Origin of the sequence: Mucilaginibacter sp. (assembly GCF_039925265.1) — a bacterium.
Taxonomy (GTDB): domain Bacteria; phylum Bacteroidota; class Bacteroidia; order Sphingobacteriales; family Sphingobacteriaceae; genus Mucilaginibacter.
Window position 1 is genome coordinate 59,706 of sequence record NZ_JBDSZG010000038.1, and the last position, 20,894, is coordinate 80,599.

A 20,894-nucleotide genomic window follows, 5' to 3' on the forward strand; every position below is an offset into this window, starting at 1 on the left:
ATGGTTAAAGATTTAATGATGATCAAAAAGTTATTACCTGCTTTGCTGATAGCCATGCTTACCGTTGTTGGCTCGTATGGGCAAACAAGGTTTAAGCCCGATGCTAAACTGCTAAAAACGATAGCTGCTGACTACAAAAACGCGGCTGCGCAATACAAGCTGATGGCTATAAAGCTACAGGGCGATCAATTCCCCAAAACATACTTTGCGGCTACAGATAAATTCGAAACCAGTGGTTCGGGCTGGTGGTGCAGTGGTTTTTACCCGGGTACGCTGCTTTACCTGTATCAGCAATCAAAAGATCCCGCGCTTTTAAACGAGGCCAACCGAACGATGCAGGTGCTGGCCAAAGAGCAATACAACACCACCACACACGATCTTGGTTTTATGATGTATTGCAGTTTCGGGACTGCTTTAACGGTAGAGCCTAAACCCGAATACAAACAGATCCTGATCAATAGCGCAAAGTCGCTGGCCACCCGTTTCGACCCAAAGGTAGGGTGCATCAAATCATGGGATTCAAAAAAAACTGATTACCTGGTCATCATCGATAATATGATGAACCTGGAGTTGCTGTTTTGGGCCACAAAAGTTACCGGCGATTCCAGCTATTATAAGATAGCGGTTACCCATGCTAACACAACCATGAGAAACCACTTTAGGTCAAACTATAGTTCTTACCATGTTGTAAACTACAACCCTGAAACCGGCGAAGTGCAGCAGCGCAAAACCGCGCAAGGCTTTGCAGACAGCTCAGCATGGGCTCGTGGGCAGGCATGGGGCTTATATGGTTACACGGTAATGTACCGCGCTACAAAAGATAAAAAATATTTGGCGCAGGCCAATCATATCGCACAGTTTATTCTCAATAATCCTGATTTGCCTGCCGATAAGATCCCCTACTGGGATTACGATGCACCCGGTAAGCCAACTGCCTTGCGCGATGCTTCCGCGGCAGCGGTAATGGCTTCGGCATTTTTAGAATTGTGCAAGTATACGGGCGGTAAATCGGGCGCGTTATACTTCCACACGGCAGAAACTATCATCAGAAACCTATCTGGGCCTAAATACTTTGCAACTGCGGGAACCAACGGTGGCTTCATTTTGGAGCATAGCGTAGGCAGCTTGCCCGCAAAATCTGAAGTGGATGTACCACTTACCTACGCGGATTATTACTTTATAGAGGCTTTAAACAGGTATAAAAACTTTAAACGCAAATAATGAATAGAAACGGAATGATACTAAAATGCATAGCAGCAATACTGCTTGTTACAGGCATAAATACAGTTGTTAAGGCGCAATCGGTAGATACATTGAACGCTCCTGCTCCGACTTTACCCGGCGTATACGCGGACCCCAACATTGCTATTTTTAACAATAAATTCTACATCTATCCAACTACCGATGGTACGGTTGGCTGGCAGTCAACGGCTTTTAGTTGCTGGTCCTCAGATAACCTCACCACCTGGAAGAACGAAGGTGTTATCCTGAACCTGCCAACCGATCTTAGTTGGGCAAAGGTGCGGGCCTGGGCACCTACCATCGCCACCAAAAACGGTAAATATTACTATTACTATTCTGCCGATGTAAACATAGGCGTAGCGGTTGCCGATAAACCAACCGGGCCGTTTAAAGATCCCCTGGGCAAGCCACTCATCAGGAAGGGATTATTGCCCGGTCAAATGATAGATCCCATGGCTTTTGTGGACGACGATGGCAGCGCGTACCTGTACTTTGGGCAGGGGCAATGCAACGTGGTGAAGCTTAACGACGATATGATAAGCTACGACACTACCAAAATAATTTCCTTTAAGCCCGAAGGTTACAACGAAGGGCCTTTTATGATCAAACGTAAAGGCATCTATTACCTCATGTGGTCGGAGTACGATACCCGCGACCCCCGTTATTCTATCGCTTATGCTACCTCTAAATCGCCGCTTGGCCCATTTGTAAAGGCAGCAGGGCATCCGGTATTAAAAGGCAGGGGCGTGGTAAAAGGGGCGGGACACCATTCAGTGGTACAGGTGCCCGGTACCGATAAATGGTACATTGCCTATCATCGTTTTAAAATACCTGATGGTAATGGCTATAACCGCGAAACCTGTATCGAACCCATGTATTTTGACGCGGATGGAAACATAAAACCCGTGAATGTTTTTGGAAAACTAAAGCCGGTTAAAATTAAGGCTGCTAAAACACTGAACTGATGATGAAAAAAACCTTAACCTGTTTGTTGCTTATATCCGTATCGCTATTGTCTTTCGCGCAAAAAAAGCCTGCGAAGGCTGTGTCCGTGCGCAAGATATGGTTAGGCTATATGGATAAGGTAGCTCGCCCGGTACTATCCAATCTTGCCGAAGACCAGCTGAAGGTGAAAATGCAGATGGAACTTTCTGACAGGATAGACAATAAGGAAAGCAGAACCAAAGCCGGCTACCTTGAGGCGTTTGGGCGTACGCTAAGCGGTATAGCCCCCTGGCTGCAATCTGAGGGAGGCGACGCTGAAGAGATAAAGCTGCGTAACCAATACCGCGAATGGGCCTTAAAAGCCATAGCCAACGCTGTGAATCCGCAGGCAAAAGATTATATGCAATGGAGCGGCGGTCAGCCACTGGTTGATGCATCCTTTGTAGCGCTGGGCCTTATCCGCTCGCCATGGCTGTGGGAACATTTGGATGAGAAGGTGAAACTGCAGGTGGTTGATGCCATGAAAACAACCCGCAATACCGTTCCCGTTTACAGTAACTGGATCTTGTTTTCGGGGATGATAGAAGCTTTCTTTTGCAAATACGACCTGGGATACGACCCGGTACGCGTAGAGTACGCCGTACGCGAATTTACCCAGCACTGGTACGTAGGCGACGGTATGTATTCTGACGGAATGGAGTTCCATTTAGATTATTATAACAGCATTGTTATCCACCCCAACCTTAGCACCATATTGGATGTGCTGAACCAGAAAAGTAAAAAATACGGCGCGGAGCTGGCACGCGAAATAACCGTCGGCCAACGTTATTCCGAAATTTTGGAACGGCTCATCAATACTGATGGCAGCTTCCCGGCAACGGGGCGTTCTATCGTATACCGTGGCGGGCTGTTTACGCACCTGGCCGATGTGGCTTATAAAAAACAACTGCCAGCCAAACTTTTGCCTGCGCAGGTAAGGGGAGCATTAACCGCCCTCATTCAAAAAACATTGGGCGCGCCGCAAACTTTTAATGACGCGGGTTGGCTCAATATAGGGCTTTACGGAAAGCAGCCGGGTCTGGCCGATTTTTATATCACAACGGGCAGCCTTTATATCTGTGCCGATATTTTCCTGCCGCTCGGCTTGCCCGATACCGATGACTTTTGGAGCAGTCCCGATGCCCCATGGACCTCGGTTAAAATTTGGAGCGGGCAGGACGTACCTGCCGACCACGCTTTAGACATCAAAAAATAACACCTATAGCTTACATGAATATCAAAAGAATAACATTTACCATATGCCTGCTTGCCGGCGCATTTCTTTCGGCACAAGCCCAGGCGGTTAAAGCAACGCAATTTACACCCGGCACCATCTGGGCCGATAACAATGGCGTCCACATTAATGCCCATGGCGGCGGGTTGCTTTTTGATAAGGGCAAATACTATTGGTTTGGCGAGCATAAAATAGCCGGTGGTGCGGGCAACCGCGCTATGGTTGGTGTGCATTGCTATTCCTCAAAAGATATGTATAACTGGAAGGATGAAGGCATCGCGCTGCCTGTATCGCCCGATTCTACAAACGATATTGCCAAAGGTTGCATACTGGAGCGCCCAAAAGTGGTGTATAATAAAAAGACTAAAAAGTATGTGATGTGGTTCCACCTGGAATTGCGCGGACAGAGTTATAAAGCCGCCCGCACGGGTTTGGCTACCAGTGATAAGGTTGCTGGTCCGTACACTTTTATTAAAAGTTATAGGCCAAATGCAGGCTTTATGCCTTTTTATCCGGAAGGTACGCCCGATGCCGACAAAGTAGACTGTGCTAATCCAAAAAACAAAAGCGAGGGGTTCTTTTGCCGTGACCTGCCGGGTGGGCAAATGGCGCGCGATATGAACGTTTTTGTAGATGACGACGGCAAAGCCTATCACATATTTTCGGCCGAAGAGAACTTTACACTGGACATTGCCGAACTGAACGACGACTATACCGCTCATACCGGCAAGTTTTCACGGGTATACGCCGGTCATCAAACCGAAGCTCCTGCCATATTTAAGCGCAACGGCATTTATTATTTAATTGGCTCGGGCACTACGGGTTGGGATCCAAACCCCGCGCGTTGGTTCACTGCTAAATCAATTTATGGCCCATGGACCTACCGGGGCAACCCCTGCAAAGGTGCAGGTGCCGAAATTACTTTTGGCGGCCAAAGCACCTATGTGCTGCCCATAGCCGGTAAAAAGGATGCCTTCATTTTTATGGCCGATAAATGGACACCCAAAGATGCTATCGATGGCAGATACCTGTGGTTGCCTGTCACTTTTAAAGGAGATGAAATCGAAATAAACTGGGCCGAAAAATGGGACCTGAATGTGTTCGAAAAGTGAAGGGAATAGGCTGTGTTATGACGCAAATAAAACTATCTGCAATTAATTTCCCCATTTTAAACGAGGTATATAACTAACTATGGCTAATATAGCAACCGCCGGCGTAGAATTTAACAGGTTGTTTAACAAGCAACCTGTTAAGGATTATTTCTGCCCGGGCTGGGTGAATTTACTGGGCGAACACGCCGTACAAAATGGCGGTTTTAGTATATCATGCGCCATCAGCATGGGTACTTACCTCTTGTTGGCGCCGAATGACGACGGCGTGCTACGTTTTCGCAGCGCGAATTTTGAAGAAACGCTGGATATACCTATTGATGCGCCTCACCAGGAAATAAATGGCCTGTGGTATAACAGGCCATTGGCGGTGCTCAGTAGTTTTTCGGCAAAGGGGCATCAGCTTACCGGCGGGCTTGATATGCTCTACGTTTCCGATCTGCCGTTTTTTATCGGAGAGGTTTCGGCATCGTCAATGGAAATAGTAACCGCTTTTGGGCTAAATGAATTGTTTAGTACCAATTACAGCAAAATGGAGTTGATGAATTTGGTTTGCCCCTCGAAACAGGATTTAGTGGGTTTCAATGCCGGCACTATCGCCTGGTTTACGGCATCTCATGGCATAAAAGGCACCGCCGTAGTTATAAATGGACAAACCGGAGCTTATAGCCACGTGCCTTTAAATTTAGGTGAATATGGCCTGGCTATCATCAGCAGTGTCCGGCAGCGCAGTCGCTCCGAATTGGTTTACAAAGAGAGAATAGCCGACTGTAATACCGCCCTAACCTGTCTGCAACCTGAACTTGGGATTGATAATTTATGTCAAGTTGACGCGGCTACACTTCATCGGCATAAATACCTGATAGCTGATGATGCTATTTTTAAACGCGCGCTGCACGTTATTGAAGAAAACGATAGGGTAAAGGCTGCACAGAGGTTCCTTTTACAGGGCGATATCAGTGCTTTCGGTGAGTTGATGTACCAGTCACATCAATCGCTAAAAAACCTGTATGGGGTAAGTAGCGTAGAATTGGATACCATAACGGAGTACAGTAGCTTTTACAAAGGCGTAATAGGGGCAAGGATGGCAGGATATGGGTTTGGATACAGCGTGATCGCGTTAGTTAAAACGGAGGCGTTTGCAAGGTTTAAGGAGGATATGATATCCTATTATACCGATCTGATAGGATATCCGCCAACGATTTATCAAACTTCGGTTGGCAACGGTATTGGGGAACTTAACAGTTAAAATTCGCAGTTTTGATAAAAACTAAGTAATATGAAATATATCAGCCTGATTGCGATACTGCTAACCATAACCCTGAAGCAAGCAGCACAATGCCAGCCCGGCGATACTACCGGTTATAAACTGGTTTGGGCCGATGAGTTTAATAACGAAGGCCCTGTCGATGCCAAATTCTGGAAGTTTGAGCGGGGTTTTACCCGCAACAACGAATTACAATGGTACCAGCCGCAAAATGCTATGTGCCATAACGGTGTGTTGGTAATTGAGGCGCAAAAGGTGCATTTGCCCAATCCAAATTATGTGGCCGGGAGCAAGAACTGGAAAACAAGCCGTGAGTTTATTGAGTACACGGCATCGAGCATGAATACAAGTGGACTAAAAGAGTTTCAATATGGCCGGTTTGTGATGCGTGGGAAGATAGACGTAGATTCCGGCTTATGGCCTGCGTTTTGGACACTCGGCGTAAAAGGCCAGTGGCCATCAAACGGCGAAATTGATATTATGGAGTATTACCGTGGCATGTTGCTGGCTAATATAGCCACGGGGACGGATGTAGTCTACAAAGCGAAATGGTTTAGCACCAAAAAGGATGTAAAGCTATTCGGCCCCGAATGGAGCAAGCAGTTCCATGTATGGCGGATGGATTGGGATGAGAACGCCATTAGCCTTTATGTAGATGATGAATTGCTAAACCGCGTGGAGATGAAAGACCTGAATAACAGGGATGCCGAAAAAATAAACCCTTTTAAACAGCCCCATTACATACTATTAAATCTCGCAGTAGGCGGCGACAACGGTGGCGATCCATCAGTAACTAAATTCCCCAAACGTTTTGAAGTAGATTATGTGAAAGTCTATCAAAAACAGTAATTAAAAGCAACGAACATGAATATTACAGCAGTTAAAAGAACAATAGTAACTACCCTAATTGGTGTAACATACGGGCTTGGCGCGGTTGCGCAAATACAAACCGTTCAACCTGCAGATGCCGCGCTTCCAAAAATCGGGAAAGATAGCGCTTACCTGTTTGCTTATTTTACCGGGAATGGTAAGGACGCGGAAGCCATCAGGTTTGCACTAAGTGCAGATGGTTATAATTACAGGGCGCTTAACGCGAACAACCCTGTAGTGTCTTCCGAAAAAGTAAGTTCAACAGCGGGTCTGCGCGACCCGCATATTTTACGTGGTGCCGATAGCAAAACCTTTTATATGGTGGCTACGGATATGAACGTGGCAAAAAACGGATGGGGCGCAAACTATGCTATGGTGTTCCTGAAATCGAAAGACCTGATCAACTGGAGCAGCAGCATTGTTAATATCCCAGATAACTCACCGGAATTTGCCGATATAAACCGGGTTTGGGCACCACAAACTATTTACGATCCGCTGGCGAAGAAGTACATGCTGTACTGGAGCATGCGCAAAGGAAACAGTGCAGATATCATTTACTATGCCTACGTAAATGCCGATTTTACAGGCATTGAAGGTACTCCCAAACAACTTTTTTATAAGCCGGATGGCGGTGCATGTATTGATGCTGATATTGTTTATAAGGATGGCTATTACAATTTGTTCTTCAAAACAGAAGGGCAGGGACTCGGCATAAAAAAAGCCGTTTCTAAGACGCTTACAGGCGGTTACGAGCTTTTCGATAAGATCTTGAACCAAACTACCGACGCAGTAGAAGGTGCTGATGTTTTTAAACTCATCAACTCGGATACCTGGATATTGATGTACGATGTTTACATGAAGGGTAAGTACCAGTTTTGTAAAAGTACCGATCTGGAAAACTTCAAGGTAATAGATAACGAGGTCTCGATGAATTTTCACCCGCGGCATGGCACTGTGATGCATGTTTCGGCAAAAGAGGCTAAGAAGTTGATCGCGTTTTGGGGTAAAAAGAAACCTTAAAGCCTCTTTTTAGAAATATTACCCATATCAAACTTTTGCCATGCATCAAAGGTTTAGCTTTGGTACATGGCGAGAACGCGCAACACCATACCAACTACCGATATTACCTTTAAGCAGCGCCTTTCGGCGTTGAAGAACCTGCCGGAGCTTTTTCGTTTGGTTTGGCAAAGTAGTCCCTCAAAAACATTGTTGAGTTTTTTGTTGCGTATTACCAGGTCTGCCATGCCTGTTTTGCTGCTGTATGTGGGTAAGCTTATTATCGACCAGGTAGTAGAGCTTAACCGTTCCGGTGGCAGCCAGCAACATCTTTGGGAACTGGTTGCCATTGAGTTTGGGCTCGCCGTGGTTACGGATGGCCTCAACCGGATGATCAATTTGGTAGATAGTCTGCTGGGCGACCAATTCTCCAATTACACCTCCATTCGTATTATGCGCCACGCCGCCACACTCGATCTCGATCAGTTTGAGGACTCGGTGTTTTATGATAAGCTGGAGCGGGCCAGGCAGCAAACCGTAGGGCGTACTGTTTTGCTCTCGCAAGTAATGAGCCAGGTGCAGGATCTTATCTCTATGGGTTTCCTGCTGACCGGACTCATCGCGTTCAATCCCTGGCTTATAGTGCTGCTATTGGTCGCCATTATCCCGGCTTTCCTTGGCGAATCGTATTTCAATAGTCAGAACTATGCGCTCAGTCGTAGCCAAACGCCCGAACGCCGTGAGCTGGATTACCTGCGCTACCTCGGTGCCAGCGACGAAACTGCCAAGGAAGTGAAGATATTTGGTCTGGCCGATTTTATTATTGGCCGCTTTAAAAAGTTGTCTCAAAAGTTTTATACCGACAATAGCAAACTTGCGGTGCGGCGGTCGGGTTGGGGGACTTTCTTTTCTGTCATCGGCAGTATTGGGTATTACGCGGCTTATGGCTTCATTATTTATAACACCGTAACGGGTAAAACATCTATAGGTGGGCTTACGTTTTTAGCGGGCTCTTTTCGCCAGCTTAGTAGCCTGATGGAAAATATGCTGAGCAGGTTCACCTCCGTTTCGCAAGGTGCCATATACCTTAACGATTTTATCGAGTTCTTTGCCATCCGCCCAAAAATAACAACAGCCACAAAGCCATTGCCTTTTCCTAACCCTATTAAGGAAGGTTTTACTTTCGAAGACGTAGGTTTTCAATACCATAACGCCCAGCTTTGGGCAAACAGGCATCTTAATTTCACCCTGCATCCTGGCGAAAAGTTGGCGCTGGTAGGCGAAAATGGCGCGGGCAAAACTACGCTTGTTAAACTGCTGGCTCGTTTATATGACCCTACGGAGGGGCGCATCTTATTAGATGGAATAGATCTGAAGGAATATAATATTGAAGAACTCAGGCTCAACATGGGTATTATCTTTCAGGATTACCTGAGATACCAGATGACCCTTTCTCAAAATATTGCTGTAGGGAATATCACCGAGATAGATAATACCGAACTCATCCAAAAGGCCGCCCGGGAAAGCCTGGCTGATGCCTTAGCCGAGAAACTCCCCGGGCATTATGAGCAATGGCTCGGCAGGCGGTTTAATGAGGGGATAGAACTATCGGGAGGGGAATGGCAAAAGGTAGCGCTGGCACGTGCTTATATGAAAGATGCACAAATACTTATCCTGGATGAACCTACCGCCGCACTGGATGCCCGCGCAGAATACGAGGTGTTTCAACGTTTTGCCGAACTTACCAAAGGGAAATCGGCGGTGTTGATATCGCACCGGTTCTCCACCGCGCGGCTGGCCGACAGGATCCTGGTGCTTGATAAAGGGACAATTCTCGAAGTTGGTTCGCACACCGAATTGCTGACAAAAAATGGCCGGTATGCCGAGTTGTTCAAACTGCAGGCAATGGGCTATCAATAAATCATCCTTAATTAAAAACGGGGGCTATTAACCCCCGCTTATTTATTGGCTACGCTTAGTAAGTAGTCATGTTGTACATTTCAATTTGCTGGCCTGTAGGGGTAGAACCTCCGTACCAGTGGTTGGTACCTACAAAATAGTAAAACTTGTTGTAGTAGCTGCCGCTGTTGTTGGTGAGGGTGCAGTTATAAACGCCGTCCACATAAAAATCAACCATGTGGGTGTTGTTGGCGCGTGCCTGGCATTTAAATGTGTGGTAGCCATTATCATTATGCGATATCAGTGCGGTAATGTACTGTCCGCCACCTTGTAAATAGGCTTTCAGGTCGTTGTTCTCCAGTGTTTTAACAAAGCCCATTTCATTGCCGTTCCACTGGGTTACATTATCGCATACAAAAACCGCTTCCTCGCTTGCGCCACTGTTGGCATTGCTACCACCTTTAAAGGCGCCGTTAAATTGCATCCCGGTTGCGTTTTGCCCCACTTTTTGCTGGGCCGCGTCAATATCGGTACTGCAGTTGCCAACCGGGATAGCGATACCATTGGTGCCCGAAATGTTGTAAGGGGTACCATTGCAGGTTTTCCAGAGGTTAAACGCGCTTTGAGGTAAAGCAGCGCGTGGCACTGTTGTTTTTGCACCATCGCCAGATGTGCTTGATTTGTTGGCATCTTTTGCGCAACCGAGAGCGAGAGTAAGCAACATAAAGCCGCCAACCGTTAGCTGATCAATTTTTCTCATGAAATTGTTTGTTAGGTGAATAATTGATCAAAGCTATATTGCCTATAACTTAAACAACTCCACAGGAGTTTCTTTTTAGTACACTATTTTCTCAAACGGAAAGAATGCCGGTCATGGGTAAGAAATAGCTGATCGGGCAATTGCTTGATATTTAAATTTTAAATAAATGTTTTTATTCGTTCTTTAACGCTTAACGCTTGCAACCTTTTCCTCAATATTGCCGGGGCTTGCTTTTACTTTCTTCCTGTACTCGTTAGGAGAGATGCCCATTAACTTGGTGAACATCCTGGTGAAATAGTATTGGTCCTCTATCCCCAGGCTTAAAGCGATGTTTTTGATAGACATGGTGATAAACGAGATATACTGGCAGGCCTTTTGAACTTTTAACTGGTTGAAATACTCGATAGGGGAATAGCCCGTTTTTGCCCGGAAGATAGCAGAGTAATGCGATGTGGAAAGCCTGGCATAGCCGCTTAGCTCATCAAGCCGTATCATGGTATTAATGTTGTCCTGCATATAACGGATCGTTTTTTCCACCGTATCGTTATCAACTGGTTTATCGTCTAAGTGGTTGAACTTATCCTCATATATCAGCGACGTTAAAAAATGCGAGAAGATCATATTTACATAACGCAGGGCATCGCTGCTGTATCCTTTTTCCAGGTTAAAACAAATATCCTCAAACGGTTTGATGCGGTTCTCGTTAAAGGACAGGTACGGCTTATAGTTTTCTGAATTCTTCGGGATAAGCTCAAGTAGCTATCTCGCCTTTAAAGTGAATCCAGTATATAGTCCATGGTTTATCCATGTTAGCAGCGTACCTATGTGGTGTATTAGCCGGGATAGCGATGAACTGCGAGGGCGATACTTCTACTTTTTTCTTGTTGATCTCTAACCAGCCATAACCCTCGGTACAATAAATAATAATATGCTGATTAATGCCATGCGGGCGTTCCGCGTAATGGTGCATGGCTTTTGGGTAATAGCGAATTTGCTTTCTGGAATGAAAAAATAGACTAACCCTTTTTTTGCAACTCAGAAGCATCAGGCTTAGAAAAACAGAATAATTATTGGTTCATATCTTGGTTGACTTAAAGCCGGTAGCGTATTTCGCTTGCCGGCTTTTTTTCGAATACAAAACTTCTACAGCCCGATTATTGCCGCATCGGCAACGATTGCGTAGTTTTAATTTACGGTATTCTTTCTTAATTGCCGTGGAGTAATTAATCTTGTTTAGTTTACGCTGCAAGCCATTATACCAAATAAATATTATGAAAAAAATAGTATTGCAATTATTATTGCTGTTGACGGGTGCTAACGCTTTTTCGCAGGAAACGGTTATTAAATATTTATCCGGTACGGATAAGGATCATACCGTGCAATGGGATTTTTATTGCACCGATGGCCGTAAAAGCGGCAACTGGACAAAAATAGCCGTACCCTCCAACTGGGAGCAGCAGGGTTTTGGTACCTATAACTATGGGCACGATAAAGTAAAGGCTAACGAAAAAGGCTTATACAAATACGAATTTGCGTCGCCGGGCGTCTCGGGCAAAAAGGTATTCATCGTTTTCGAAGGTTCGATGACCGATACCAAAGTAATGGTGAATGGCAAACAAGCAGGCCCCATACACCAGGGCGCTTTTTACCGCTTTAAGTATGATATAACCGATCTGCTTAAACCGGCCGGTAAAAACCTGCTGGAAGTTACGGTTGATAAAACCTCAGCAAATTCATCCGTAAACGATGCCGAGCGCCGCAACAGCGATTTTTGGGTATTAGGTGGTATTTATCGCCCCGTTTACCTGGAGATAGTGCCTGCAACATTTATAGCAAGAACATCGGTAAACGCAAAAGCCGATGGCTCGTTCCTGCTCAATGTTTTTACCCGTAATTTAAAAGGAGATGAAACTATTGTAGGGCAGGTACAAAGGCTAAACGGCCAAAATGTTGGCACGCCCCTAACCGTTAAGGCAAATACCACGGCAGATAGCCTCCAGTTAAAAGGCAGCTTTAGTAAACCACAACTGTGGAGCGCCGAGTTCCCAAATCTATACCAGGTAATCGTCAGCATTAAAAATAAACAGGGCGTTGTACACCGTATTAAACAAAAGTTTGGTTTCCGTACGGTGGAAGTGTGGGCTAACGATGGCTTTTATGTAAACGGTGCCAGGGTGATCTTAAAAGGTACCAATCGCCACAGCTTTTGGCCCGAAACAGGGCGTACATTAAGCAAAGCCGTCCATTTGATGGATGCGAAGCTGATGAAGGAGATGAACAATAATGCGGTGCGCATGTCTCACTACCCGCCCGATCATGAGTTTTTGGATGTGTGCGATTCCCTGGGCCTTTATGTGCTGGACGAACTTACCGGCTGGCAGGCAAAATACGATACCGTGGTAGGGCATAAGCTGGTGAAAGAGCTGGTGCTGCGCGATGTAAACCACCCATCCATTGTTTTTTGGGATAACGGCAACGAGGGCGGATGGAACCGCGGACTGGATAACGATTACGCCCTTTACGACCCGCAGAAACGCACCGTTATACACCCGTGGGAAAAGTTTAATGGTACCGATACCAAGCACTATCCCGATTATAAATATATGGTTAACGCCGCGGCTACCGGGCAGGAGGTGTTTTTCCCAACCGAATTTATGCACGCGCTGTATGATGGCGGGGCAGGGGCTGCACTTGACGATTTCTGGGGCGCGATGATGAAGCATCCGCATGGCGCCGGTGGATTTATATGGGCCTTTTTGGATGAGGCGCTTATCCGTACCGATAAGAACGGCGCGTACGACGCCGACGGTAATCACGCGCCGGACGGTATTGTAGGCCCGCACCGCGAAAAGGAGGCGAGCTTTTATACCGTAAAAGAGATCTGGTCGCCGGTTTACATCGATCCACAGCCGTTAGATGGAAATTTTGATGGAAAGATCCCGGTGGAGAACAGGTACTCGTTCACCAATTTTAGCCAGTGCACTTTTAAATGGAAGCTGGTTAAATTCCCATCAGCAAAAAGTAAAACCACGGCCGGGGTCATACAAGCCACGGGTAGCCCCGCTGTATTAAACTTAAAACCGGGCGAAAAAGGCGTATTTAATTTAGGTCTGCCATCAACATGGAAAAAAAGCGATGCCCTTTACCTTACCGCTTACGATCCTGATAAAAAGGAAATTTTCACCTGGAGCTGGGCCATCCATGCGCCTGTCGCCGCTCCAAATAGTGCTTCGGCAACCGCAAAAACAGCGGGCGTAACGATTGCCGAAAGCGATAACACATTAACCGTAAAATGCGACGGAATCAGCTATTATTTTGATAAAACTACCGGGTATATCCAAAAGGTAGTTAAGCCAAGCGGCACGGTTTCCTTGTCGGGCGGGCCGGTACTGGCCGGGGTTAATACAAGCTTAAAACAGTTTGCTTATAAGGCAGATAAAGCCCAATACACAATAGATGCTGACTATCAGGGCGCGGCACCGCTGCACATCAAATGGACTTTTACAGCCGGCAAGCCGGTTAAGCTGGAATACCGGTATACGCAGCAGGGCGATGTTGATTGTATGGGCATCACCTTTAATTACCCCGAAGAAAAAGTTACGGGTATGAAATGGCTTGGCCGTGGCCCGTACCGTGTTTGGAAGAACCGGCTAAAAGGCCAGCAGTTTGGCGTTTGGCACAAAGCCTACAACAATACCATAACCGGCGAAACCTGGGGCTATCCCGAATTTAAAGGTTACCATGCCGAAGTGAATTGGGCTGTTATAGAAAATAAGGAATCACCATTCACCGTTTACACCGCTGATAAAAATACCTACCTGCAAATGTATCAGCCCGCCCGTGAACAGGCCGCGTTAAGCAATAACAATGTGGAACCCGTTTTCCCGGCAGGCGGTATAGGCTTTATGAAAGCGATAAACCCTATCGGCACCAAATTCCAATCTGCCGATGTGATGGGCCCGCAAAGCCAGAAAAATCATTTGGATGGAAAGCCGGTAAGCGGTACGTTATGGTTTGATTTTAGCAACTGATCAACAGATATCAAACAATATATCCACGGATAAGAGTCATTCTGCGCAGAAATAACGATATTGGCCGTGCAAACCCCGAGGGAGCCTTGTAAAAGGAGGGGAATGCAAACATATATCTAATTTTAATTACTTATAAAATGAGAGGTCCACTCAGAAAATTTGTAAGCATTGCAGCGCTATGTCTTGTTGCAACTTCATCCGTAAAAAGCCAACCAAAGCCGGTTTATACAAAGTTTGTAAACACCTTTATAGGCACCGCACCGCTTAACGATCCCAAAATTCTTGGTTACGAACTGCCTAAGGGGTGGCGTTCCTGGGCGGGATTAACTTTTCCCGGCAGCTCGCTGCCGAACGCTATGGTGCAGCTGAGTCCGGTTACAGCTTATGGCTCGGGAGCCGGTTACCAGTACGAAGATTCGGTGATCCTGGGATTCACCCATACCAACAAGGGCCACTGGAACCTTTGTAATATCCCCATCCTGCCCGTATCCGGCGCGACCGGCAAGTTTGGTTCGCGGTTTACGCATAAAAAAGAAAGTGCATCTCCTGGCTTCTACGAAGTTTATTTGGATGATTACCATGTGAACGTAAAGCTCACATCCACCTTAAGATGTGGTTATCACCAGTATACCTATCAAAACAATACCAACAGGCAAATACTTTTTGACTTAGGCAAGGCCAACAGCCGGGTAACCACCTGGAACATCAAGCAGGTTGGCGATAACGCTGTACAAGGTTTCCAGGGTGGAGAGAATGTTTATTTCTACGTGGTTATCAATACTAAAATAAAAAGTTTAGATAAGACCGATGACGGCAAACGTACGGGTAACGCGCTTATCACTTTAGCAGATGGCGGTACAGGCCCCTTAGAACTTAAAATAGGGCTTTCCTTCGTTAACGCCGAAAACGCAAAGCAAAATCTCGAAAAGGAAATAGGCAACAAGTCTTTCGAAACCATCCGCGCGGAAGCTACCCAAAACTGGGAAAAATTGCTTTCATCTATACAAGTTAAAGGCGGTACGGCTAAGCAAAAGCAAATGTTCTATTCCTGCCTGTACCGCTCGTTTTTGTGGCCGGCCCTGCGCAGCGATGTGAACGGCGAGTTTACAGATGCCAAAAGGAACGTGGTAAACACGGGCTTTAATTATTACACGGAACCTTCGCTTTGGGATACCTACCGCAATAAGGATGTGCTTTTGGGTTTGATCAGTCCGCAGGTTACGCTTGATGTCATTAAATCCATGAAGGATGTAGGCGACAAAACAGGCTTTATCCCCACCTTTTTTCATGGCGACCACGGGGCATCCTCTATCGCCGGGGCCTACCTCCGTGGAATCGATAACTTCGATATCAAAGGCACTTACCAGATCCTGTTGAGAAATGCCAACGTTTCGGGCGGAGCCCGGCCTTACATCGCTGAGTATATCCAAAAGGGTTACATCTCCGACCCGGATATTGCCAACCCAAATGTGGAAACCAAGGCCAAAGCCGGTGTTTCAAAAACTTTAGAGTATTCTTACGATGATTATTCGGTAGCGCAGATCGCCAGGAAATTGGGCGATACGGCCAACTACCGCATCCTGATGGCCCGCTCTAAAAACTATAAGAACATGTTCGACCCATCCACCCGTTTTATGCGCGGGCGGCTGGAGAACGGCGACTGGATAAAAAACTTTAATCCCCAGTTCCCTTATTACGAATACATGTATCGCGAAGCAAACGCCTGGCAGGTGTCCTTTTTTGCACCGCATGATATGCCGGGTTTGATTCAATTGTATGGCGGGCCAAAGGGATTTGAATCTAAGCTCGATTCGCTATTTACCCTGCCGTGGAACCCCAATTACATTGCCCGCAATGTAGAAACCATGATAGGCCAGTATTGCCAGGGTAACCAGCCCGACCATGAAGCACCATTTGCTTATATCTTCATCAACAAGCCTGCTAAATCGCAAAAGATCTTAGATCATATTATGAATGATCTGTATGGCATTGGCAAAGAAGGACTGGAGCTGAGCGGAATGGATGATGCCGGCGAAATGTCGTCCTGGTACGTGTTCAGCGCATTGGGTTTATACCCCTTCTCGGCCACCGACCCTAAGTACATCGTTACCGCGCCACTTTTTGACGAAGTAAAATGGCGCACAAGCAATGGCAAATTGCTCACCATTAGCAAACCCGGGAAGGGCAGGGCCATTACAGCAGTAAAAGTGAACGGGGCGAAAATGAACGGGTACTTTGTATCGCACGATCTGTTTAAACGGGGCGGGACGGTTTCTATTGCTACTCAATAAATAATGTCGCATAGGTTCAATATCTTAGCCCTATTGAATATTGGAATGCCATAGCGCGTTCCCTGCCGGTATAAGTACAGAAAAACAAATAATAACTAAATACCTTACATGAATCTAAACGTCACAAAGGCGGGTCTTACGGCCACGCTCTGGCTTTGCGGAACCGTACTGGCCCTCGGCCAGCGTATCGATCTTAAAGATCTGTCTGCTTTTAAAAACCCCGGTAGTTCCTGGTCGGTAGCCGGGAATGTTTTCGCCGATCTGAATGCCGAAAATATTTTAAAACCAACCAAAGGCGATGGAATTTTGGTTAACCAGTCTACCGCAAAAAAAGCCGGTTCGGACCTATACACCGTAAACGAATATGGGGATGTGGCTGTAGAGCTTGATTATCTAACCTCAAAAGGAGCAAACTCGGGTATTTACCTGCAGGGGAATTACGAGATCCAGATAGACGATGCCTGGGGACTGAGAAATGCCACATCGCATAACAATGGTGGTATTTACCAGCGCTGGGACGATAGCAAACCCGAAGCCGAAAAAGGTTACGGCGGTGTTGCACCCCGCCAAAACGCGAGTAAAGCACCCGGCCTTTGGCAGCATATAAAGATCGTCTTCCAGGCACCAAAATTTGACGCGGCCGGGAAGAAGATCAGCAACGCAAAAATAATAAGCATCGACCTGAACGGCGTAACCATTCATGAGAATGTGGAGCTGTTCGGCGCTACCCGTGGCGCTGCCGGTGCAGAAAAAGCAAGCGGCCCGCTGCGTTTGCAGGGCGACCATGGTTCTGTTGCGTTTAAAAATATCTCCATTACACCTTTAACAGCGTTGCCTAAGATGAGGCAGGGTAATGATGACGACCCCATCTACATCAACGCCGAAAGCAACAATATGCTGCGCAGCTTTGTGGATGTGGCGCCGGGCGTTCGCTCGGTACATGCCATATCGGTAGGAGGGCCGGAGAAAACCGCTTACAGCTACGATCTGGATAACGGTACCCTGCTGCAAGGCTGGCACGGCGGTTTTGTTGATGCCACCCCTATGTTTCACGATCGTGGTAATGGTACCTCGCGTGCCTTAGGCAGCGTTACCCATTTCACCGCGAAACCTGTTTTAGCTATTGCTAAACTGGCAAACGCCCAGGATAAATGGAATGCAGATACTACCGGTACCGGCTTTTTTACCAAAGGATACATACTGGATAGCCAGGAAAGACCCGCCTTTAAATATTACATTTATGGTAATACCGTTACCGATGATGTAAAAATACTGGCAAACGGACAAGGCATAAGCCGGGAAATTAGCCTGGAGAAACCGGCAGAAGGCCTGTATTTTTTACTTGCAAGTGCTGCTGCTGTGGAAGACCTGGGCAACGGCCTGTATTTGTTAGGTGATAAAGCCTACTACATACAGCTTGCCGACGGATCGGCGAAACCGGTTATCAGAGATGCTGACGGCAGGAAACAATTGATCGTAGCCATGGGCAGCAAGTTAAGTTACACCCTATTATTCTAAGCCGCACCACAATGAAATATACATTTAAAACGATACTTACCCTGGCGCTAAGCTTAAGCTTTTCAGCACTTTTTGCGCAGGAGACCCCTAAAGAGGAAGACTTTTTCAAAATAAATAAAGTACGCGTACCCGAGGGCCCTGTTTTAGAGGTGGGTGGTTTAACAACCCTGCCCAATGGCGACCTTGCCCTGAGCACACGCCGCGGCGAAGTGTACATTGTACAAAACCCCACCAGCGCAAAACCTTATTGGCGCAGATTCGCTTATGGCCTGCACGAGATATTGGGCATCGCTTATAAAGATGGCGCGCTGTACGTAGCGCAACGCGGCGAGCTTACCAAACTGGTTGATAAAGACCAGGACGGCAAAGCGGAGATCTACGAAACAGTTTACGCCTGGCCTTTAAGCGGACACTATCATGAGTACAGCTTCGGCCCTAAAATAATGAAGGATGGCACCTTTATGGTAACCGCCAACGTTGCCTTTGGCGATGAAGAATGGTGGAGAGCCGAAAGCCGTGTGCCGATGCGTGGCTGGGCAATGAATATTACCCCGGGCGGCAAAATGACGCCTTATGCGGCGGGTTTCCGTTCGCCGGCGGGTATAAGCGCAATAGATAGCGCGTTTTATTATACCGAGAACCAGGGCGACTGGGTAGGATCGGGCGGTTTATGGAAAATAAACAAAGGCGACTTTATGGGGCACCCCGCCAGCTTAAGGTGGACAAGTTTGCCAAATTCACCGGTAAAACTGCAATCGGATTTCTTTTACTCGCAAATGGACGAGCGTCGTATTAAAAACGAGCAGGGCCGTTACATTAAGCCGGAAAATAGGGTAAACGAATCGTTCAAAACCCTGTTTGAGATGAAGAAGGTGTTTCCTGAGTTGAAATTGCCTTCGGCCTGGTTGCCTTATGGTATTTTAGGGATCTCTTCATCAGAGGCTGTTAAGATCCCTGCCAATACCTTCGGTCCGTTTGCAGGGCAGATCCTGGCGGGCGACCAGGGGATGAGCATCATCTCGCGCATCTTCCTCGAAACCGTAAAAGGCCAGGAGCAGGGCGTCGCATTCCTGTTCCGTAAAGGATTCCGCTCGGGCGTGTTAAGGCTGGAATGGGGCACCGATGGTTCCCTGTTTGTAGGCGAAACCAACCGTGGCTGGGGTTCGGCAGGTGATGCCAACGAAGGGCTGGAAAGATTGGTTTACAACAATAAAACACCGTTCGAGATGAAAGCCGTAAGGGCAATGCCTGATGGTTTTGAAGTAGAATTTACCGCGCCGGTAGATCGTAAATCTGCCGAGGACCTGGCATCCTACAATGCCGAAAGCTTTATTTATAAATATCACCCAGTTTATGGTTCGCCACCGGTAAATACCGAAAAGCTGAAAATTGCAGGCGTTAAAGTATCTGCCGATGGCTTAAAAGCAAGGATCATTGTTCAGGGCCTTCGCCAGTATTATATCCACACCTTAACGCTGGATGGCTTACGGTCGCAGGATGGTTTTTATTCGCTGGTACACCCGGTAGCCTACTACACCTTAAACCAAATTCCGGATGGTGATAAGCTTTCGATGAGCGAAGTAAGCACAAAAAACTCTGCCGCCACACCGGCCGCTGCTCCATCAACAAAAAAAGCAACCGCACCGGTAAAAGGCGGGGCTGCTGCAATTAAAACTACCAGCACAAAAGCACCAACCTTTAAGGAGGTAGAAGGCCTGCTAACCAAAAATACCTGCTTATCGTGCCATAACCCAACAAAGAGGCAAATTGGCCCGCCCTTCGCAGAGATCGCTAAGCGTAAATATTCGCCGGAGAAGATCTTCTCGCTGATCCACAACCCGCAGCCGCAAAACTGGCCGGGTTACTCCACCGAGATGCCGCCAATGCCGCAGGTAACCAAAGCCGAAGCATTTAAAATTGCCGGCTACATCAATTCGTTGAGATAAACAAATTCAGCTATCAACAAAAGGGTCAGCAGAAATGTTGGCCCTCTTTTGTTTTAATAGTGGTTATACTCTTATTTCAATATTCTAAACATCAACACCGGCAAAAACAGATCGCGTAGCACTTTAAGCGCGTTATGCAGGGTGTTATAGATGGTTCGCTCGGTAAGTACTGTTTTTTCGGCTAATCCGTTTCGAGGTTAAGTTTTATTTGGGGGATGGTTGTTTGCTCGCGTTACATTGTTTCAATAGAAAGTTAAAACGCTCGCTTCGGGCATCCTCTATTTTTGTAGTTTTGCTATTGAACCATACTTCGTTATACAATGCTAATTAATCAATCTGTAATAGCTGATATTCAAGCCATCATTCATGGTGCTAAAGACAATGCGATAAGGTTGGTTGATCATGAGCGTACATTAATGTATTGGCAAATAGGAAAACGCATTTTTGAAGAAGAGCAGCAAGGAAAAGACCGGGCGGATTATGGCAATTACTTAACTAAATTTATTGCTGATCAATTAGAGCCGGAGTATGGCAGCGGATTCTCGAAACGGCAGATAGAATTATTTCGACAGTTTTACCGCACATTTCCAATTGCGAATACACTGTATTCGCAATTGAGTTGGAGCCAATACAAAGTTATCATCAGGCTTGATAGCCAAGATAAACGTGATTTTTATATAGCCGAAACCATTTAGAACAATTGGACGGTACGCCAGTTAGAACGGCAAATTCATAGCAGTTTATGGG

Annotated in this window: 16 protein-coding genes; 13 read left to right on the forward strand and 3 right to left on the reverse strand. The window is 46.6% G+C overall.

The annotated features are described in order from the left end of the window. The 8 genes from ABIX36_RS17630 to ABIX36_RS17665 all read left to right on the forward strand — a co-directional run bounded on the left by ABIX36_RS17630 (window position 1) and on the right by ABIX36_RS17665 (window position 9,622). Entirely contained in the window at window positions 1–1,221 is a 1,221-nt protein-coding gene (locus ABIX36_RS17630; RefSeq protein ID WP_348083487.1) for a glycoside hydrolase family 88 protein, read from the forward strand. After that, window positions 1,221–2,207, forward strand: a complete 987-nt coding sequence (locus ABIX36_RS17635) for a family 43 glycosylhydrolase (RefSeq protein ID WP_348083488.1) — start codon at window positions 1,221–1,223, stop codon at window positions 2,205–2,207. The genes ABIX36_RS17630 and ABIX36_RS17635 overlap by 1 nt, the downstream gene beginning before the upstream one ends. Then, window positions 2,207–3,442, forward strand: coding sequence for a DUF2264 domain-containing protein (locus tag ABIX36_RS17640; RefSeq protein WP_348083489.1), 1,236 nt, complete (start codon window positions 2,207–2,209; stop codon window positions 3,440–3,442). Before ABIX36_RS17635 ends, ABIX36_RS17640 begins: the two co-directional genes overlap by 1 nt. Before the next feature lie 14 nt (window positions 3,443–3,456). Continuing rightward, a complete protein-coding gene (locus tag ABIX36_RS17645) occupies window positions 3,457–4,572 on the forward strand; it encodes a glycoside hydrolase family 43 protein (RefSeq protein WP_348083490.1) in 1,116 nt (371 codons plus the stop codon). Window positions 4,573–4,651: 79 nt separating this feature from the next. After that, complete coding sequence (locus ABIX36_RS17650) at window positions 4,652–5,818, forward strand: galactokinase family protein (RefSeq protein WP_348083491.1); 1,167 nt, start codon at window positions 4,652–4,654, stop codon at window positions 5,816–5,818. A gap of 30 nt (window positions 5,819–5,848) precedes the next feature. Then, window positions 5,849–6,685, forward strand: coding sequence for a glycoside hydrolase family 16 protein (locus tag ABIX36_RS17655; protein ID WP_348083492.1), 837 nt, complete (start codon window positions 5,849–5,851; stop codon window positions 6,683–6,685). Between the two features lie 15 nt (window positions 6,686–6,700). Then, window positions 6,701–7,726 carry a glycoside hydrolase family 43 protein gene (locus tag ABIX36_RS17660; RefSeq protein WP_348083493.1) on the forward strand — a complete coding sequence of 342 codons (1,026 nt, stop codon included), beginning with the start codon at window positions 6,701–6,703 and terminating at the stop codon, window positions 7,724–7,726. A gap of 66 nt (window positions 7,727–7,792) precedes the next feature. Beyond that, complete coding sequence (locus ABIX36_RS17665) at window positions 7,793–9,622, forward strand: ABC transporter ATP-binding protein (RefSeq protein ID WP_348083494.1); 1,830 nt, start codon at window positions 7,793–7,795, stop codon at window positions 9,620–9,622. A gap of 55 nt (window positions 9,623–9,677) precedes the next feature. Here the strand turns inward: ABIX36_RS17665 and ABIX36_RS17670 are convergent, their stop codons facing one another. From ABIX36_RS17670 to ABIX36_RS17680, 3 genes are all read right to left on the reverse strand, one after another. Next, window positions 9,678–10,361 (reverse strand): hypothetical protein, encoded by a 684-nt coding sequence (locus ABIX36_RS17670; RefSeq protein ID WP_348083495.1) that lies wholly within the window; start codon window positions 10,359–10,361, stop codon window positions 9,678–9,680. 183 nt (window positions 10,362–10,544) lie between these two features. Then, window positions 10,545–10,982 carry an AraC family transcriptional regulator gene (locus ABIX36_RS17675; RefSeq protein WP_348083496.1) on the reverse strand — a complete coding sequence of 146 codons (438 nt, stop codon included), beginning with the start codon at window positions 10,980–10,982 and terminating at the stop codon, window positions 10,545–10,547. A gap of 130 nt (window positions 10,983–11,112) precedes the next feature. Further along, complete coding sequence (locus ABIX36_RS17680; protein WP_348083497.1) at window positions 11,113–11,331, reverse strand: AraC family ligand binding domain-containing protein; 219 nt, start codon at window positions 11,329–11,331, stop codon at window positions 11,113–11,115. A 301-nt stretch (window positions 11,332–11,632) separates the two neighbouring features. Here ABIX36_RS17680 and ABIX36_RS17685 point away from each other — a divergent pair, with 301 nt between their 5' ends. The 5 genes from ABIX36_RS17685 (at window position 11,633) to ABIX36_RS17705 (ending at window position 20,842) form a co-directional block, all read left to right on the forward strand. After that, entirely contained in the window at window positions 11,633–14,392 is a 2,760-nt protein-coding gene (locus tag ABIX36_RS17685; RefSeq protein ID WP_348083498.1) for a glycoside hydrolase family 2 TIM barrel-domain containing protein, read from the forward strand. 137 nt (window positions 14,393–14,529) lie between these two features. Then, complete coding sequence (locus tag ABIX36_RS17690) at window positions 14,530–16,683, forward strand: GH92 family glycosyl hydrolase (RefSeq protein ID WP_348083499.1); 2,154 nt, start codon at window positions 14,530–14,532, stop codon at window positions 16,681–16,683. A 108-nt stretch (window positions 16,684–16,791) separates the two neighbouring features. Beyond that, window positions 16,792–18,201: a DUF1080 domain-containing protein gene (locus ABIX36_RS17695; RefSeq protein ID WP_348083500.1), complete on the forward strand. Its 1,410-nt coding sequence runs from the start codon at window positions 16,792–16,794 to the stop codon at window positions 18,199–18,201. 11 nt (window positions 18,202–18,212) lie between these two features. Then, entirely contained in the window at window positions 18,213–20,147 is a 1,935-nt protein-coding gene (locus tag ABIX36_RS17700) for a c-type cytochrome (protein ID WP_348083501.1), read from the forward strand. Window positions 20,148–20,467: 320 nt separating this feature from the next. Further along, on the forward strand, window positions 20,468–20,842 hold the full coding sequence (locus ABIX36_RS17705; RefSeq protein ID WP_348083502.1) for a DUF1016 N-terminal domain-containing protein: 375 nt from the start codon (window positions 20,468–20,470) through the stop codon (window positions 20,840–20,842). Window positions 20,843–20,894 lie beyond the last annotated feature (52 nt).